The organism is Pseudarthrobacter sp. KH_020_B (assembly GCF_057840185.1).
In genome coordinates, this window is the sequence record NZ_CM174506.1 from 3741526 (window position 1) to 3756483 (window position 14958).

The 14958-nt window shown below is 65.4% G+C and carries 12 protein-coding genes and 1 riboswitch; of the genes, 5 read left to right on the plus strand and 7 right to left on the minus strand.

The features are described 5' to 3' along the window. Positions 1 to 5 precede the first annotated feature (5 nt). The 4 genes from glyA to gcvP all read right to left on the minus strand — a co-directional run bounded on the left by glyA (position 6) and on the right by gcvP (position 5763). Complete coding sequence (glyA, locus tag AC3IT0_RS17425; RefSeq protein WP_489320930.1) at positions 6 to 1316, minus strand: serine hydroxymethyltransferase; 1311 nt, start codon at positions 1314 to 1316, stop codon at positions 6 to 8. Next, positions 1313 to 1696 (minus strand): glycine cleavage system protein GcvH, encoded by a 384-nt coding sequence (gcvH, locus tag AC3IT0_RS17430; protein ID WP_489320931.1) that lies wholly within the window; start codon positions 1694 to 1696, stop codon positions 1313 to 1315. Before gcvH ends, glyA begins: the two co-directional genes overlap by 4 nt. A 79-nt stretch (positions 1697 to 1775) precedes the next feature. Beyond that, entirely contained in the window at positions 1776 to 2888 is a 1113-nt protein-coding gene (gcvT, locus tag AC3IT0_RS17435; RefSeq protein WP_489320932.1) for a glycine cleavage system aminomethyltransferase GcvT, read from the minus strand. A 22-nt stretch (positions 2889 to 2910) separates the two neighbouring features. Then, on the minus strand, positions 2911 to 5763 hold the full coding sequence (gene gcvP / locus AC3IT0_RS17440; protein ID WP_489320933.1) for an aminomethyl-transferring glycine dehydrogenase: 2853 nt from the start codon (positions 5761 to 5763) through the stop codon (positions 2911 to 2913). Between the two features lie 161 nt (positions 5764 to 5924). Next, positions 5925 to 6022: riboswitch (glycine riboswitch) on the minus strand. 412 nt (positions 6023 to 6434) lie between these two features. Here gcvP and AC3IT0_RS17445 point away from each other — a divergent pair. The 3 genes from AC3IT0_RS17445 (at position 6435) to AC3IT0_RS17455 (ending at position 9205) form a co-directional block, all read left to right on the plus strand. Beyond that, positions 6435 to 6767 (plus strand): helix-turn-helix domain-containing protein, encoded by a 333-nt coding sequence (locus tag AC3IT0_RS17445; RefSeq protein ID WP_489320934.1) that lies wholly within the window; start codon positions 6435 to 6437, stop codon positions 6765 to 6767. Between the two features lies 1 nt (position 6768). Next, entirely contained in the window at positions 6769 to 7323 is a 555-nt protein-coding gene (locus AC3IT0_RS17450) for a VapC50 family PIN domain-containing toxin (RefSeq protein WP_489320935.1), read from the plus strand. Positions 7324 to 7876: 553 nt separating this feature from the next. After that, positions 7877 to 9205: an aminotransferase class V-fold PLP-dependent enzyme gene (locus AC3IT0_RS17455; RefSeq protein ID WP_489320936.1), complete on the plus strand. Its 1329-nt coding sequence runs from the start codon at positions 7877 to 7879 to the stop codon at positions 9203 to 9205. A 74-nt stretch (positions 9206 to 9279) separates the two neighbouring features. Here AC3IT0_RS17455 and AC3IT0_RS17460 read toward each other — a convergent pair whose 3' ends face one another. After that, complete coding sequence (locus AC3IT0_RS17460) at positions 9280 to 11070, minus strand: NAD(P)/FAD-dependent oxidoreductase (RefSeq protein WP_489320937.1); 1791 nt, start codon at positions 11068 to 11070, stop codon at positions 9280 to 9282. Positions 11071 to 11248: 178 nt separating this feature from the next. Here AC3IT0_RS17460 and AC3IT0_RS17465 point away from each other — a divergent pair, with 178 nt between their 5' ends. Together AC3IT0_RS17465 and AC3IT0_RS17470 are read left to right on the plus strand one after the other, a co-directional pair. Next, positions 11249 to 12556 carry a helix-turn-helix domain-containing protein gene (locus tag AC3IT0_RS17465; protein ID WP_489320938.1) on the plus strand — a complete coding sequence of 436 codons (1308 nt, stop codon included), beginning with the start codon at positions 11249 to 11251 and terminating at the stop codon, positions 12554 to 12556. 115 nt (positions 12557 to 12671) lie between these two features. After that, complete coding sequence (locus AC3IT0_RS17470) at positions 12672 to 13673, plus strand: hypothetical protein (protein ID WP_489320939.1); 1002 nt, start codon at positions 12672 to 12674, stop codon at positions 13671 to 13673. 56 nt (positions 13674 to 13729) lie between these two features. Here the strand turns inward: AC3IT0_RS17470 and AC3IT0_RS17475 are convergent, their stop codons facing one another. Further along, on the minus strand, positions 13730 to 14398 hold the full coding sequence (locus tag AC3IT0_RS17475) for a DsbA family protein (protein WP_489320940.1): 669 nt from the start codon (positions 14396 to 14398) through the stop codon (positions 13730 to 13732). Positions 14399 to 14480: 82 nt separating this feature from the next. Continuing rightward, a complete protein-coding gene (locus AC3IT0_RS17480; protein WP_489320941.1) occupies positions 14481 to 14627 on the minus strand; it encodes a hypothetical protein in 147 nt (48 codons plus the stop codon). Positions 14628 to 14958: the final 331 nt, after the last annotated feature.

A 14958-nucleotide genomic window follows, 5' to 3' on the forward strand; every position in this document is an offset into this window, starting at 1 on the left:
AGGGGCTAGAGCCCCGGGTACAGCGGGTGGGCGGCGGCGAGTGCCTCTACCCGGTGACGCAACCCCGAAAGGTCCGCGTCGGCGTCGGCCATCAATGCCTCGGCGATGATGTCCGCAACTTCACGGAAGGCAGCCTCGCCGAAACCGCGGGTGGCCAGCGCGGGCGTGCCGATCCGGAGACCGGAGGTGACCATCGGTGGGCGCGGGTCGAACGGCACGGCGTTGCGGTTGACGGTGATGTCAATCGCGGCCAGGCGGTCCTCGGCCTGCTGGCCGTCCAGCTCGCAGTTGCGCAGGTCAACGAGGACCAGGTGGACGTCGGTGCCGCCGGAGATCACGTTGATGCCCTTGGCGGTGACGTCCGGCTGGACCAGGCGCTCGGCCAGGATGCTGGCGCCGGCCAGGACGCGCTCCTGGCGTTCCCTGAACTCCGGCGTGGCTGCGATCTTGAAGGCCACGGCCTTGCCGGCGATGACGTGCTCCAGCGGGCCGCCCTGCTGGCCCGGGAAGACCGCCGAGTTGATCTTCTTGGCGATCGCGGCGTCGTTGGAGAGGATGATGCCGCCGCGCGGACCGGCGAGGGTCTTGTGCGTGGTGGAGGTGGTGACGTGGGCGTGCGGCACCGGGCTCGGGTGCAGGCCGGCTGCCACCAGGCCGGCGAAGTGCGCCATGTCCACCATCAGGAAGGCACCCACCAGATCGGCGATCCGGCGGAACTCGGCGAAGTCCAGCTGGCGGGCGTAGGCCGACCAGCCGGCGACGATCAGCTGCGGCTTGTGCTCCAGCGCCAGGCGCTCCACCTCGGCCATGTCAATGGTGTGGGTGTCTTCGCGGACCTGGTACGGGACCACGTTGTAGAGCTTGCCGGAGAAGTTGATCTTCATGCCGTGGGTCAGGTGGCCGCCGTGGGCAAGGTTCAGGCCCATGATGGTATCGCCTGGCTTGATCAGGGCATGCATGACCGAGGCGTTCGCCTGGGCGCCGGAGTGCGGCTGGACGTTGGCGAACTCGGCACCGAACAGGGCCTTGACGCGGTCGATGGCCAGCTGCTCGATGACGTCCACGTGCTCGCAGCCACCGTAGTAGCGCTTGCCCGGGTAGCCCTCGGCGTACTTGTTCGTCAGGACCGAACCCTGCGCCTGCATCACGGCAACCGCCGTGTGGTTCTCCGAGGCGATCATTTCCAGGCCGTGGCGCTGGCGGCCCAGTTCGTCGTTGATCTTGACGGCGATCTCCGGGTCCAGCACCGACAGGTCGGTGTCCAGGCTCGCGGAAACTACCTGCTCGAAGACTGCGGTTTCAGCGGCGGCGCTCACAGTTCGCCACCGTTTACTTCGGCGTATTCCTGAGCGGACAGCAGCGGGCCCTCTTCGGTCACGGTGACTTTGAACAGCCAGCCGGCACCATACGGATCGGAGTTGATCAGGGCGGGATCGCCGACGGCGTCGTCATTGATTTCCGTGACCTCGCCCGTCACCGGGGAGTACAGGTCAGAGACGGACTTGGTGGACTCGATCTCGCCACAGGTCTCCCCCGCGGTCACCGTGGAGCCAACCTCGGGCAGGTCAACGTACACAATGTCGCCGAGCGCCTCAGCGGCAACGGCGGACACGCCAACAACGGACGGACCAGAGCCATCAAAGGCAATCCACTCGTGCTCGGCGGAGTACTTCAGTTCAGCGGCAACCTTAGCCATGTGTGTGTTTCCTTAAGTTTGGAGTTCAAAAGTGAGAGAGCGTCCGCCCAAACACCGCATTAAGTGAGAGAGCGTCCGGCTACTTCTGGCGCTTGTAGAACGGCAGGGCGACAACCTCGAAAGGCTCTGCCTTGCCGCGCAGGTCGATGTCCAGGGCGGTGCCGATCTCGGCGTGCTCGACGTCGACATAGGCCATCGCGACCGGGTAACCGAGGGTGGGGCTGGGCTGGCCGGAGGTGACTTCGCCAACCACGGCGCCGTCCTTGAGCACCGGGTAGTGCCCGCGGCCGGCGCGACGTCCGAGACCTTTCAAGCCAACCAGCTTACGCTTTGATCCGGCTTCCTTGGCGGCTTCCAGGGCGGAGCGGCCCACGAAGTCGCCTTCCTTGCTCTTCAGCGCCACAACACCACCGAGGCCGGCGTCGAACGGTGAACGTTCGAGGGAAAGCTCGTTGCCGTAGAGCGGCATGCCGGCTTCGAGGCGGAGCGAATCGCGGGAGGCGAGGCCGCACGGAACGATGCCGAACTCAGCCCCTGCATCGGCGACGGACGCCCACAGGGAGGCGGCGCCGTCGTTCGCTACAAAGAGCTCGAAGCCGTCCTCGCCGGTGTAGCCGGTGCGCGCCAGGATGACGTTGTGGCCGGCCACGGTGAGCTCGTTGAACGCGTAGTACTTCAGGTCGGTAACCAGTGCGTGCTGGGCCTCGGCGGTCAGCTTGAGCAGGATGGCCTCGGCCTTGGGGCCCTGGACCGCGATCAGCGAGGTGATCGCGGAGGCGTCCTCCACCTTCACGTTGAAGGCCACGGCGCGTTCGGCCAGGGCGACGGCGACGGTGAGGGCGTTGCCCGCATTGGGGACCACGAGGTACTTCTCGTCGCCGAAGCGGTACACGATGAGGTCATCGATGATGCCGCCGTCGGGGTTGCAGATGAGCGAGTACTTGGCCTTGCCGTCCGCGATGGCGGAGAGCTTGCCCACCAGCGCGTAGTCCAGGAACGCGCCGGCTTCCAGGCCGGAGACCCAGACTTCGCCCATGTGGGAAAGGTCGAACAGGCCGGCGGCGTTGCGCACCGCGTGGTGCTCGGCCAGCTCGGAGCTGTACTTCAGGGGCATCTGCCAGCCACCGAAATCGGTGAAGGAGGCGCCGAGTTTTTTGTGCTCCTCGTAGAGAGCGGTGTAGTTCTCAGTCATTGTGAAAGCCTTTCACACGAAACTAGTTCGCGAATTCCTCGATGGGCGGGCAGGAGCAGATCAGGTTGCGGTCCCCACCGGCGCCGTCGATGCGGCCGACCGGCGGGAAGTACTTGTCCTGCTTGAGGTGGTGGACCGGGAACGCGGCCTGCTCACGCGGGTACTGACGGTCCCAGTCGGAGGATACGACGGCGGACGCGGTGTGGGGTGCGTGGCGCAGCGGGCTGTTCTCGACGGTGAAGTCGCCGTTGGCCACCTGGTCGATTTCCTGGCGGATGGTGATCATCGCGTCGATGAACCGGTCGATCTCCACGAGGTCCTCGGACTCCGTGGGTTCCACCATCAGCGTGCCGGCAACGGGGAACGCGAGGGTGGGGGCGTGGAAGCCGTAGTCGATGAGGCGCTTGGCCACATCCTCTGCGGTGACGCCGGTCTTCGCCGTCAGGTCGCGGAGGTCCAGGATGCACTCGTGCGCCACCAGCCCGCCCTCGCCGGTGTAGAGGACCGGGAAGTACTCGTTCAGCCGTGCCGCGACGTAGTTGGCCGCGAGCAGCGCCGACTTCGTGGCTTCGGTCAGGCCTTCGGCACCCATGAGCTTCACGTAGGCCCAGGAGATCGGCAGGACACCGGCGGAGCCGAAGTTGGATGCGCTGATGGCCACGCCGTGACCTTCTTCGTGGGCTGCCTTGTTGGCATCGCCGGGCATAAAGGGTGCCAGGTGGGCCTTGGCTGCGACAGGGCCTACGCCGGGGCCGCCGCCGCCGTGCGGGATGCAGAAGGTCTTGTGCAGGTTCAGGTGCGAAACGTCGCCGCCGAACTTGCCCGGCTGCGCCAGGCCCACAAGCGCGTTCAGGTTGGCGCCGTCGACGTAGACCTGGCCGCCGGCGGCGTGCACGGCGTCGCAGATTTCGGTCACGTCGGCGTCGTACACACCGTGGGTGGAAGGGTAGGTGATCATGATCGCCGAGAGCGCGTCCTTGTTGGCCTCGATCTTGGCGTACAGGTCGGTGTGGTCGATGCTGCCGTCAGGTGCGGTGGCGACGACAACAACCTTCATGCCGGCGAGGACAGCGGAGGCGGCGTTGGTGCCGTGGGCCGAGGCGGGGATCAGGCAGACGGTGCGCTGGACGTCACCGCGGGAGAGGTGGTAGCCGCGGATGGCAAGCAGGCCGGCGAGCTCACCCTGGGATCCGGCGTTCGGCTGCAGGGAGACCTGGTCGTAGCCGGTGATTTCCGCGAGGTCAGCTTCCAGCCCGCCGATGAGTTCGCGCCAGCCCACGGTCTGGGAGTCCGGGGCGAACGGGTGGATGGAGGCGAACTCCGGCCAGGAAATGGCTTCCATCTCGGCCGTGGCGTTCAGCTTCATCGTGCAGGACCCCAGCGGGATCATGGTCCGGTCCAGGGCAAGGTCCCGGTCACTCAGCCTGCGGATGTAGCGCAGCAGCTGGGTCTCGGAACGGTGCGTGTTGAACACCGGGTGCTGCAGGTAACCGGAGGAGCGGAGCACCGATTCGGGCAGTTCAAAGCCCTTCGCGTCCACCACCGGGCCGGCGCCGAAGGCGACGGCGATCGCGGAGAGGACATCCGTCGTCGTGGTTTCATCGGCGGAGACGCCGATGGTGTCCTCGTCGATGTGGCGCAGGTTGATGCCGCGTGCCTCGGCGGCGGCGATGACCTTGGCGGCCTTGCCCGGGACGCGGACCGTGACGGTGTCGAAGAAGGTTTCGGTGACCAGTTCGCGGCCGGCGATCTTCAGCGTGGTGGCCAGCGTGCGGGCGTTGTGGTGGACCCGCTCGGCGATTGCCTTCAGGCCGTCGGGGCCGTGGTAGACGGCGTAGAAGGAGGAGACGATGGCCAGCAGTGCCTGCGCGGTGCAGATGTTGGACGTGGCCTTCTCGCGGCGGATGTGCTGCTCGCGGGTCTGCAGCGCCAGGCGGTAGGCGGGGACACCGGCGTCGTCCTTGGAGACCCCGACCAGGCGGCCGGGCATGGAGCGTTCCAGCCCCTTGGCCACCGCCATGTACGCGGCGTGCGGTCCGCCGAAGAACAGCGGCACACCGAAGCGCTGGGTGGAGCCGACCGCGATGTCCGCACCCTGCTCCCCGGGAGGGGTGATCAGCGTCAGCGCGAGCAGGTCAGCGGCAACGGTGACGAGCGCGCCGCGCTCCTTGGCTTCCTTGATGACGTCTGCGTGGTTGAAGACCCGGCCGGACACACCCGGCTGCTGGAGCACAATGCCGTTGATGACGCCGTCGGGCAGGCCCTTGGACAGGTCAGCGACCTCCACCTCGAAACCGAGGGCTTCGGCGCGGCCCTTCACGATGGCGATGGTCTGCGGCAGGCAGTCGGCATCCAGGACGGTCTTGCCGTCCCGTGCTTCCTTGTTCTTGTTGGCGCGGCGCATCATGAGGACGGCCTCGGCCACCGCGGTGGCTTCGTCCAGCAGCGAGGCGTTGGCGATGGGCAGGCCCACCAGGTCCTGGACCATGGTCTGGAAGTTCAGCAAAGCCTCGAGCCGGCCCTGGGAGATTTCGGGCTGGTACGGCGTGTACGCGGTGTACCAGGCGGGGGCTTCAAGGATGTTCCGGCGGATCACGGCGGGGGTGACGGTGTCGTAGTAGCCCTGGCCGATCATCTGCACAGCGGTCTTGTTCTTGCCCGCGAGCTTCCGCAGTTCGGCAAGGACCTCAACCTCACTGAGGGCGTCCTTGAGGGCCAGCGGCTTGGCCTGGCGGATGGAGTCGGGGACGGCAACGTCCACGAGGCCGTCAACGCTGTCATAGCCGACGGCCTTGAGCATGGTGTCGATGTCGGCCTGGCGGCGCGCACCAATATGCCGGTCGGCAAACGTGGAAGGGGACGACTGGATGGTCATGAAGGAACTCCATAATTCAGGTGGCGCGCTGGGTACGCCACAGTGATTCGGGTTCCTCCCCGCTCTGTATGGGACCTGAGAGTTTCCGCGCCCACCTGCATGTCGCAGGGTGACGCTTGCACCGTCGGTGAGCCCGTTGCCGGACTGCTTTCCAGAGTTGCCTAACCGCGGCGGTACGTGGGCCTGAGAGATTCCCGGAGAGGATTTGCTCCTACGGCGCCTGCTGAACGTACCGGCAGGACTCTCCCGCCGCAGATCAAAAGCATGTGCCATTTTGTCCGTGACACGTCTCACAGGTTAGCCGGATTCTGGGTCGCGTGCAAGATTTCCGCCGTCCCACCACCATCGGTTGCTCCGTAACGGCCCTTTTGGGCGCTCATAAGGGCCTCTACGGAGCAATCGATGGGAAATCTGGGGTCAGGCTGGGTTGACTGCCCTACGCTGTCCGGGCCGATCAAAGCCACGCAGGGGAGGGCTGTTTCGTTTATTTCGTTTATGAGCTAGCGTTGAACCCACAAATACAACATGACGAAAGAGCGGAGGCAACAATGGCTTCTCAACCGCTAACCCCGGCCTACCCTCACGGAAACGATTCCGAACTGGCTCGGGAAGCACTGAAGACGTTGCGTCGCGCGGTCGAGGCACACGCAGATCCCCAACAGCCAGTGGAAATGAAGGTTACCGACGGTGGACAGTTGGAGATGCCTCGGGCAGCAGCCGATCTGATGATGAGAATCCTTGGGAAGATGGCAGCCGGCCAAGGGGTCACGGTGGTTCCAATGAATGCCGAACTCACGACGCAGCAGGCCGCCGATATTTTGAATGTATCGCGACCCTACCTGGTGGGACTGCTCGAGGCCCAGGAAATCAAGTACCGGAAGGTGGGGACGCACAGGCGAGTGCTGGCTGAATCGCTCTACGATTACAGGCGCCGCACGTCCTTAGCTCAAAAAGACGCAGCGGACGAACTATCGGCGCTGGGCCAAGACATGGGGATTCTCTAGTTTGGCTTTTACAGTCATTTACGATGCAAACGTCTTGTATCCCAGCATGCTCCGAGACCTCCTGATACGAATTGCTCAGGCGGGCCTTGTTCGAGCGCGCTGGACGGAAGCCATCCTCGACGAGACGTTCCGAAATTTGAAGTCCAATCGGCCGGACTTGGACCCGGTAAAGCTCGACCACACGCGTGAACTGATGTGCAGCGCGGTCCCGGACTGCATCGTAGATGATTACCAGCCTCTGGAACAGGTTTTCGTGAATCTCCCGTACCCAGGGGATGCACACGTAATGGCAGCGGCCCTAAAGGTGCAGGCTCAGGTAATCGTCACCAACAACCTCAAGCACTTCCCAGCGGAAACGCTCAGCCCTTGGGGTGTGGAGGCTAAACATCCCGATGATTTCCTCATGGATCAGTTTTACTTGGATGCGGTGGAGCTCCACGTTGCCATACGAAACATGTCCGAGGCATACAGGAATCCGCCGCTGGATGTTAACGACGTCTTGGACCGGCTCGACTCGGAGGGAATGCCTCAAATTGCTGCCGCTCTACGCAGGTAAGGTCCTTACTTTCAATCTATAGCTCACAGGGGGCGGCATCCCCGTGCCCATGGGTCGACGTCGGAGTTGGGTTCGGTCCTCGACGCCTGGCTCGCCGAGCACGACGACGGGACCGCTTGCGTGATCGGCTCCCCTGACAGCCGGCCCGGGTATGGTAGGAGCGGTGGACCGCTACGTCGCGATGACCCGGGCCACCCGGCAATTAGTGATCTTCACGCGCCCCTGATGTCGGCCAGATGAACCGACCAGCCCGGTCCGCCACGCTAGCCAAAGCTTCACCACTTTCACCAGGTTTCACCTGGAAGCGATCGCCCGAGAACACTGTTGGGCCGTGATGTTACGTCGTCAAGTCCGCACATGGTCTCCAGGTACCGGAACAGGATGATCGCAGCGCCTTCCTGTCCTCCATTCCGCTTCCGGACGTTCCCTTCCCACGTAGCCCGTCGTTTGCCATGCGTACACCTGCAGGTCAGAAATGGGACATTCGCACCGGAGATCATCGATTGCCCGCCGGCCCGACGCCGGGCACTATCGGCGACTCAAGGAGCTCCAAATGGATTTCAACCGCAGACGAATGCTCACCGGCTCGGCCGGTGCCGGGGTGCTCGCCCTGGCAGGACTGGTGGCCAGCCCCGCAGCGTCCGCCGCCCCCGCTGTCCAGACGGGCGGCAAGCTGCCGACCGCCCCGGCAGGTGCCCCGGACGACGTCGCACGGGATGAGAAGTACTGGCAGCAGGTGGCCAAGCACTTCGAGATGAGCGATGCGACAGTCAACTTCGAGAACGGCTACTTCGGCGCGAACCCGGCCAACGTGCGCACCGCCTACGCCGAGGCGACCGAGCGGATCCAGCTGGAAAACTCCTGGTTCATGCGCCGCGAGTACGGCAGGGAGGCGTCGGCCGTGCGCGAACGGATCGCTGCCGAGCTGGGCTGCTCGGTGGACGAGATCGCCCTCACCCGCGGCGCCACCGAGGCGCTGCAGGCCCTCATCGGCGGGTACAACAAGCTTGCCCCGGGCGACGCCGTCGCCTACGCAGACTTGGACTACGACTCGATGCAGTACGCGATGAACTGGCTGCGCGACCGCCGCGGCGTCGAGGTCATCCGCACGGTCATCCCCGAGCCGGCGACCCGGCAGAGCGTCCTGGACCACTACGATCGGCTGCTCTCCGACAACCCCAAGATAAAGCTCCTGCTGCTCACCCACGTCTCGCACCGCACCGGACTGGTTCCGCCGATCGGCGAAATCTCCGCGATGGCCGCCGAGCGCGGCGTTGACACCGTGATCGACGCCGCCCACTCCTGGGGCCAGCTGGACTTCAACGTCGCCGACCTGAAGAGCCCGTTCGCGGGATTCAACCTGCACAAGTGGATCGGTGCCCCGCTGGGCGCCGGTTTCCTCTACATCCGCAAGGACCGGCTTTCCGACATCGACCGGCATTTTGCAGATCAGGACTACGGCCCCAACGACGTCCGCTCGCGCATCCACACCGGCACGGCCAACTCCGCGAACTACCTCGCCGTGCCCGCCGCGCTGGACTTCCACCGTGCCGTCGGCGCCGCCAACAAGCAAGCCCGCCTCCGCCTGCTCCGCGACCGCTGGGTGCACCAGGTCCTCGACGTGCCGAACCTGCAGATCCTTACACCCGAGGAGCCGACCATGTACGGGGCCCTGACGTCGTTCCGGATCGACGGCAACATCACCAACGCCCAGTCCACGGCCATCACCACGTACCTGGCCGAGGAATGGGGCGTTTTCACCGTCCGCCGCGGCGGCGTGGAACGCGGCGAGGTCATCCGCGTGACGCCCGCGCTCTACAACACCCTGGACGACGCCGACCTCTTCGCCCGCGCCCTCCGCGCTGCCGCCTCGAGGTTCTGACCGAGGCGGCTGCCGAGTAGCATCCCTTGGGCAGCGACGCACCATAGGCGCAGCCGTCGCCTGAGCAGTGTGGTTCAGCGAGTGTGGTGGGATGCCTGAAGCTCAAACACCGGCGTGGGCAGTCCCTCCAGCCGGGCCTTGAGCTGCAGGGCCAGGTAGTTGGAATAGTGCCGGCTCTGGTGCAGGTTGCCGCCATGGATCCAGAGGTTCTCCACGTTGGTGGGCTTCCACATGTTCCGCAGCTCGCCCTCCCACGGGCCGGGATCCTTGGGCGTTTCGGAGCCGAAGCCCCAGCACTTGCCCACCCTGTCCGCCACCTCGGGCGAGACGAGATCAGCCAGCCAGCCGTTCATGGAGCCGTAGCCGGTGGCGTAGATGATCACGTCGGCTTCCAGCTCGGCGCCGCTGTCCATCACGACGGCGTTGCCGGTGATCTTGCTGACCTGTCCGTTGGCGAGTTTCACGCGGCCGTCGATGATGAGCTGGGAGGCGCCGACGTCGATGTAGTAGCCGGAGCCGCGCCTCAGGTACTTCAGGAACAACCCTGAACCGTCCACTCCGAAGTCCAGGTCGAAACCCGCAGCCGCGAGCTGGGAGTAGAACTCGGCGTCGCGCTTTGCCATCTCCTGGTAGACCGGGATCTGGGCTTCCGGCAGGATCCGGTACGGCAGGGAGGCGAACAGGAGGTCCGCCTTCTCCGTGGTGACGCCATTGGCCAGCGCCTTCTCCGAGTAGAGGTCGCCGAGAGCCAGGTCCATCAGCGACTCGCTGCGGGCAATGTGGGTGGAGGACCGCTGGATCATGGTGACGTCGGCGCCGTGCTCCCAGAGATCGGCGCAGATGTCGTGGGCCGAATTGTTGGAGCCGATCACCACGGCCTTCTTCCCGGTCCACTCTCCACCGCCCGGGTGCTTGGAGGAGTGGTACTGCTCCCCCAGGAAGCTCTCGGCGCCGTCGAACGTTGGCACGTTGGGGTACCCCGAGACGCCCAAGGCGAACACGAGCTGCTTGGGACGCAGGGTGACCGGCTCGCCGTCGCGGATGACACTGACCTCCCACTCGCCGCGGCTTTCGTCGTAGCGGGCGTTGGTGCATTCGGTGCTGGACCAGTAGTTCAGCTCCATGATGCGGGTGTAGTGCTCCAGCCAGTCGCCGATCTTGTCCTTGGCGGCGAAGACGGGCCAGTCGTCCGGGAACTTCATGTACGGCAGGTGGTCGTACCAGACGGGATCGTGCAGGTGCAGGGACTTGTAGCGGTTGCGCCAGGAGTCGCCGGGCTTTTCGTTCTTCTCGATGATGATGGTGGGCACCCCGAGCCGGCGGAGCCGGGCACCGAGGCCAATGCCGCCCTGCCCGCCGCCGATGATCACGGTGTATGGCTGCTCCTCGTAGCCGAGCCTGGCTTCCTGCTCCTCCTTCAGTTCCAGCCAGGATTTGCGGCCTTTGCTGATGTGGTGGGCCACGCCCTTCTCCCGGTTGGGCCCCTTCTTCTCCTCGAAGCCCTTCAGCTCCTGCATCGTGGTGAGCAGCGTCCAGCATTTGCCGTTGCGGAGCCGGAGGTGGCCGTAGCCGCGGGCGGCGCCGGTTTCGAAGTTGACCCAGGCCTCCGTGCTGGCGGCGTCGCCAGTGGCGTCCTCGGCGAGGGTCCAGTTGCTCGGCTGGACATCCTTGAGCGTGGCGTCCAGCATGTCCTTGATCCGGGCCTTGCCCTCAAGCGTCTTCAGATTCCAGGTGAAGGATACAAAGTCGCGCCAATACGATTCGTCCTCGAATAATTCCAGTGCCGCCTCGGTGTTGTGGCTGCGCAGCGCCTCATCGAACTGCGCCAGCCAGGCCTCGGCTATGCCGTTTGCGGTCTCAGGCATGTCTCCTCTTTCCATTGCTGACGATGAGTCATTCCCGGTTCCGTAACAGCCGCCCGGATGGTGACTCGCATCACAAGTACATGCCACCGGGGGTTACAATCGGGTTACACACGCCCTCCCACCCTTTGCTGTATGGGGTTTTGGGCAGATCGATTCGACGGCGAGTTGGGAGAAGCGCATGCGGCACGCGTTGGCACCCGATCCCGGGCTCCGCTTCTCTTCTCCCGCGGAGTACTCCATGCGGCTCCGCAGGGCGCAGGAGGCCACGCTCGCGGGCTCACCGGACCCGGCTTTTTCGCCGTCGCTGCTTGAGTCGTGGCGCCGCTCCCTGGCCCTGGGCATCAATCCCGAGCAACACAGTCCCGCGCATCTGCATGACGTTTCCGAAGCCCGTTCCTTGGGCGCCGGACACCGGCTGGCATCCGTGGTTCCGGCGCTGTCCCAGCTGCTCGCGGATGAGTCCGCCGCCGGCCGCCACCTGCTGATCGTCACGGACCACCGCGGTGAGGTCCTGTGGCGGATCGGCAGCGGCTCCGCGTTGCGCCAGGCCGATGCACTGGAGTTCGTCGAAGGTGCCGACTGGTCCGAGTCCGGTATCGGCACCAACGCCATCAGCGAGGCGCTCATTACCGGGGGCCCGGCACAGTTGTTTTCCGCAGAGCACCTCGTGCGCACACACCACGACTGGGCATGCACCGCCGCCCCGATCCGGGACCCTTTCAGCGGGGAAATCGTGGGCGTGCTGGATGTTTCCGGGCCGATCGACACCGTCACGCCGGACAGCCTGCGCATGGTGCGTTGCGGCGTGGGGCTCGCCGAGGAACTGTTGCGGTCCGCGGGCCCGACGGCGGCACTGGGTCCGCGGGCCGCCGTCGGGCATTCCCGTCCCGGCACCGCCGCCACGCTGTTCCTGCGGCTGCTCGGCGACAAGCCCACAGCAGAGCTCGACGGCGGCCGTGGCGTGCCGATCACGCTGCGCCGAGCCGAAATACTGGCCTTACTGGCCTCCCGAACGCAGGGCTGGAGCGCCGAAGAGCTGGCCTACCAGCTGCACGGCGAAGACGGAGCGGCCGCGGCCATCCGGACCGAAATGCACCGGATCCGCGCGGTGCTGGGTGCCGTGGTGGAGCCCAATCCGTACCGTTTTGCCGCTGGCGTTCACGTGGTGTCCGACGCCGATGTGGTGGCCGGGTATTTGCGGGCCGGCCGACTCGGCGACGCGCTGGGCGCCTACCCGGCCCGCCTGCTCAACCGCTCGACGAACCTGGCCGTGGAGCTTATGCGGGACGAATTGAATGAGGCTGTTGCAGCCTCGGTCCGTGCCAGCGGAGACGCCGACGTGATCTCACGCTGGTGCGCGAGCGACATGGGCTCGGGTGACATCGCGGCCGCCTCCGCGTTGGCGAGGTTGACCGGTCCCGGGGACGCGCGGTTCCAGTTGGTGCGGGCCCGCATGGAGCGGATTGATCGGGAGCTGCGGGCGTAGGCCCGGCGCGCGGCGGCTATCCTGCCTCGGGTAGTGCGAGGATGAACCGATGACCGTAAATGCGGACCTACTACTGCGGGGACCTCGTGGGCGTCGCCTATGTCTCGAGCTGGCGATGGAGCTGGATCAGGATGTCAGCACGCTCGTGTTCTGGCTAGCGTACGACCTTGATAACGGGAGGGGGACCGCGAGAGTCCTGCTGACCGCCGTCAGCTTTAGTGGCACTGCGGCTCCGCACCCTTCTCCAGCACCAGAGGAACTGGCGGCGAGACTCGTATCCCTGGACCTCGCCGACGTCGATCATGAACTGATGCAGGCCGCTCTGGAGCGTTCCATCGACACTGCCAAGTATTGGCAGGAACCCGACGGCGAGGACGTGCTCGCCGGACTCCCGGTCACAGCTGCGGCCCTATCCCCCGTCGCTGAAAAGCTCATTGCTGCGCCCGGCATGCAGTGGTGGTGGCAGTCCCGTCAGGTTGAGCAGTGGGTCATCGACTGGCGACCGCCGACCGACCCGGCACCGCTGCCGAAAAATCCGCGGCAAACACTTAGGGACTGGGCGCGCAACGTACGTGACGAGGAAATCCAGGCTGCGCGAGAACGCCCGAGCGACCCTCACGCAAACTGTTCCGGTTCATGGTGGTCCATCCCCCACGGGCTGGTTCACACCGTTGGACGCCTCCCGGACGGGCTTAGCCTGGTAGAGGACTCCCTCGGATGGGAGCAGGCGTCCACGGTTCCGGTTCGGGGAGCAGGACGGACTCTTGAGATACGCACAGCAGAAGACTGGATAGCGCTTTGCCGCAAATTCCCCCTCGAAGTCACCGCGTCCCGACGCCACGACTGGTTCCGCACCACCGGACGGCATGGCCGATGGGTAATCCCGGATTGGGAACAAGTGTCTCGCGAGTGGGACGCTGCCCACCTCACAGTCTTCGGATACCTCACCGGCGCAACGCGCGCACTCCAGGTAGACGCCGAAACAGCAACTGTCATCGCCGGGTGGGATCCAGACAGTACTCTCTGGCTCACGGACGTGGCGCGCGAATCCGAGGGCCCGCGGCAGACTTGGCACCGTGATCGGCAGGGCGAGCGCTGGACCCTAGAGCTGGATTAGCAACCCCGCTGCCGGTCAACGCCTCCCGGCGAGCCCGGGGCAGCGTCATTAACCGATTAGCGGACAGCGTCGTCGAGCAACTGCCGGAACTGGGCTTCGGTGTTGAGGGTGAGTTTTTCGCCGTTGAGGAAGAACGTCGGGGTGCCGGTAACACCCAGGGCTTTTCCGTCCGCGATGTCCCGCCGGATCCGTTCCTTGGTGTCCTCGGCAACAACATCCTGATCGAACCGGGCCATGTCGAGGCCCAGGCCTTCCGCGTAGGTCCGGAAGAGTGCGGCCTGGGAGTCCTGCTTCTCGCCCCACTCGGGCTGGGTCGCGAAAAGCTTTGTGACCATCGGTTCGTAGTGGCCCTGACGCGCGGCGGCTTCGACAGCGAGCGCTGCGGTGCCGGAGTTCAGGTGTCCGGGCAGGGGGAAGTAGCGGTGGATGAAGGTGATCCGGTCCCCGTACTCCTCCTTCAGCTCCGCCACCAAGGGCTCGGCAGCGCGGCAGGCCTCGCATTCGAAGTCCAGAAACTCGACCAGCTGGGCTTTTTCGGCCGGTGGGCTGGTGAGATGGTTGCTGTCGTCCCTCACCACCGGGGAATCAGCAGACGCCGGTGGCACGGGCGAAGCAGGTTTGTTCGCGGTAAACACGGCGAACCAGATCACGCCCCCAGCGACAAGGACCGCCAGAATAGTCCAGATAGCGACGCGGACGTTGCGTGCGACAGTGACGGCACTCATCGGCCAGTGTTCCCCCTCAGTTCAGAACCCAGTACCTCGATCATAGCCAGATTGCCACCGCACCAACGCTTTTGACCTGCGGCTACTCGGATCCGCGCTGCGCCTCGCCGAGGCGCTCCGTCAGCCGGCGCGCAACCGCACGGCCGCGCGTCTCAGGCGTCCCCTCGTCCCGGCCGGGCGCACCCACGTCCGTGCCGCCGTCGGCCATCACCTGCTCCCACCTGTACAACTCATCAACAACGAACCGCCACGCCGCCGGCGGCAGCGCAACGGTAATCTCGTCATCGGTGGGTGGCCAGCCGCCCCAGCCGTCCTTGTTCCGCGGGTGGGCGCGGTTTGCCTCCCAGCCCGCCTCGCGGACCGCTCGGCCGGATACGTCACTGCGTCACTCCAACTGTTCGCATGCCAAGAATCTAGCCCAACATCTTCCTTCAAAGCTCGAACGGAAACGTGCATCCAGACGCCGCATGCAACCATCCATACTGTCGAGGCGTGGCTCGAGTGACCCGGCCGTAGACACCACGGCCGGGCCGGGCATGATCCGCTTGGCATATCACCCC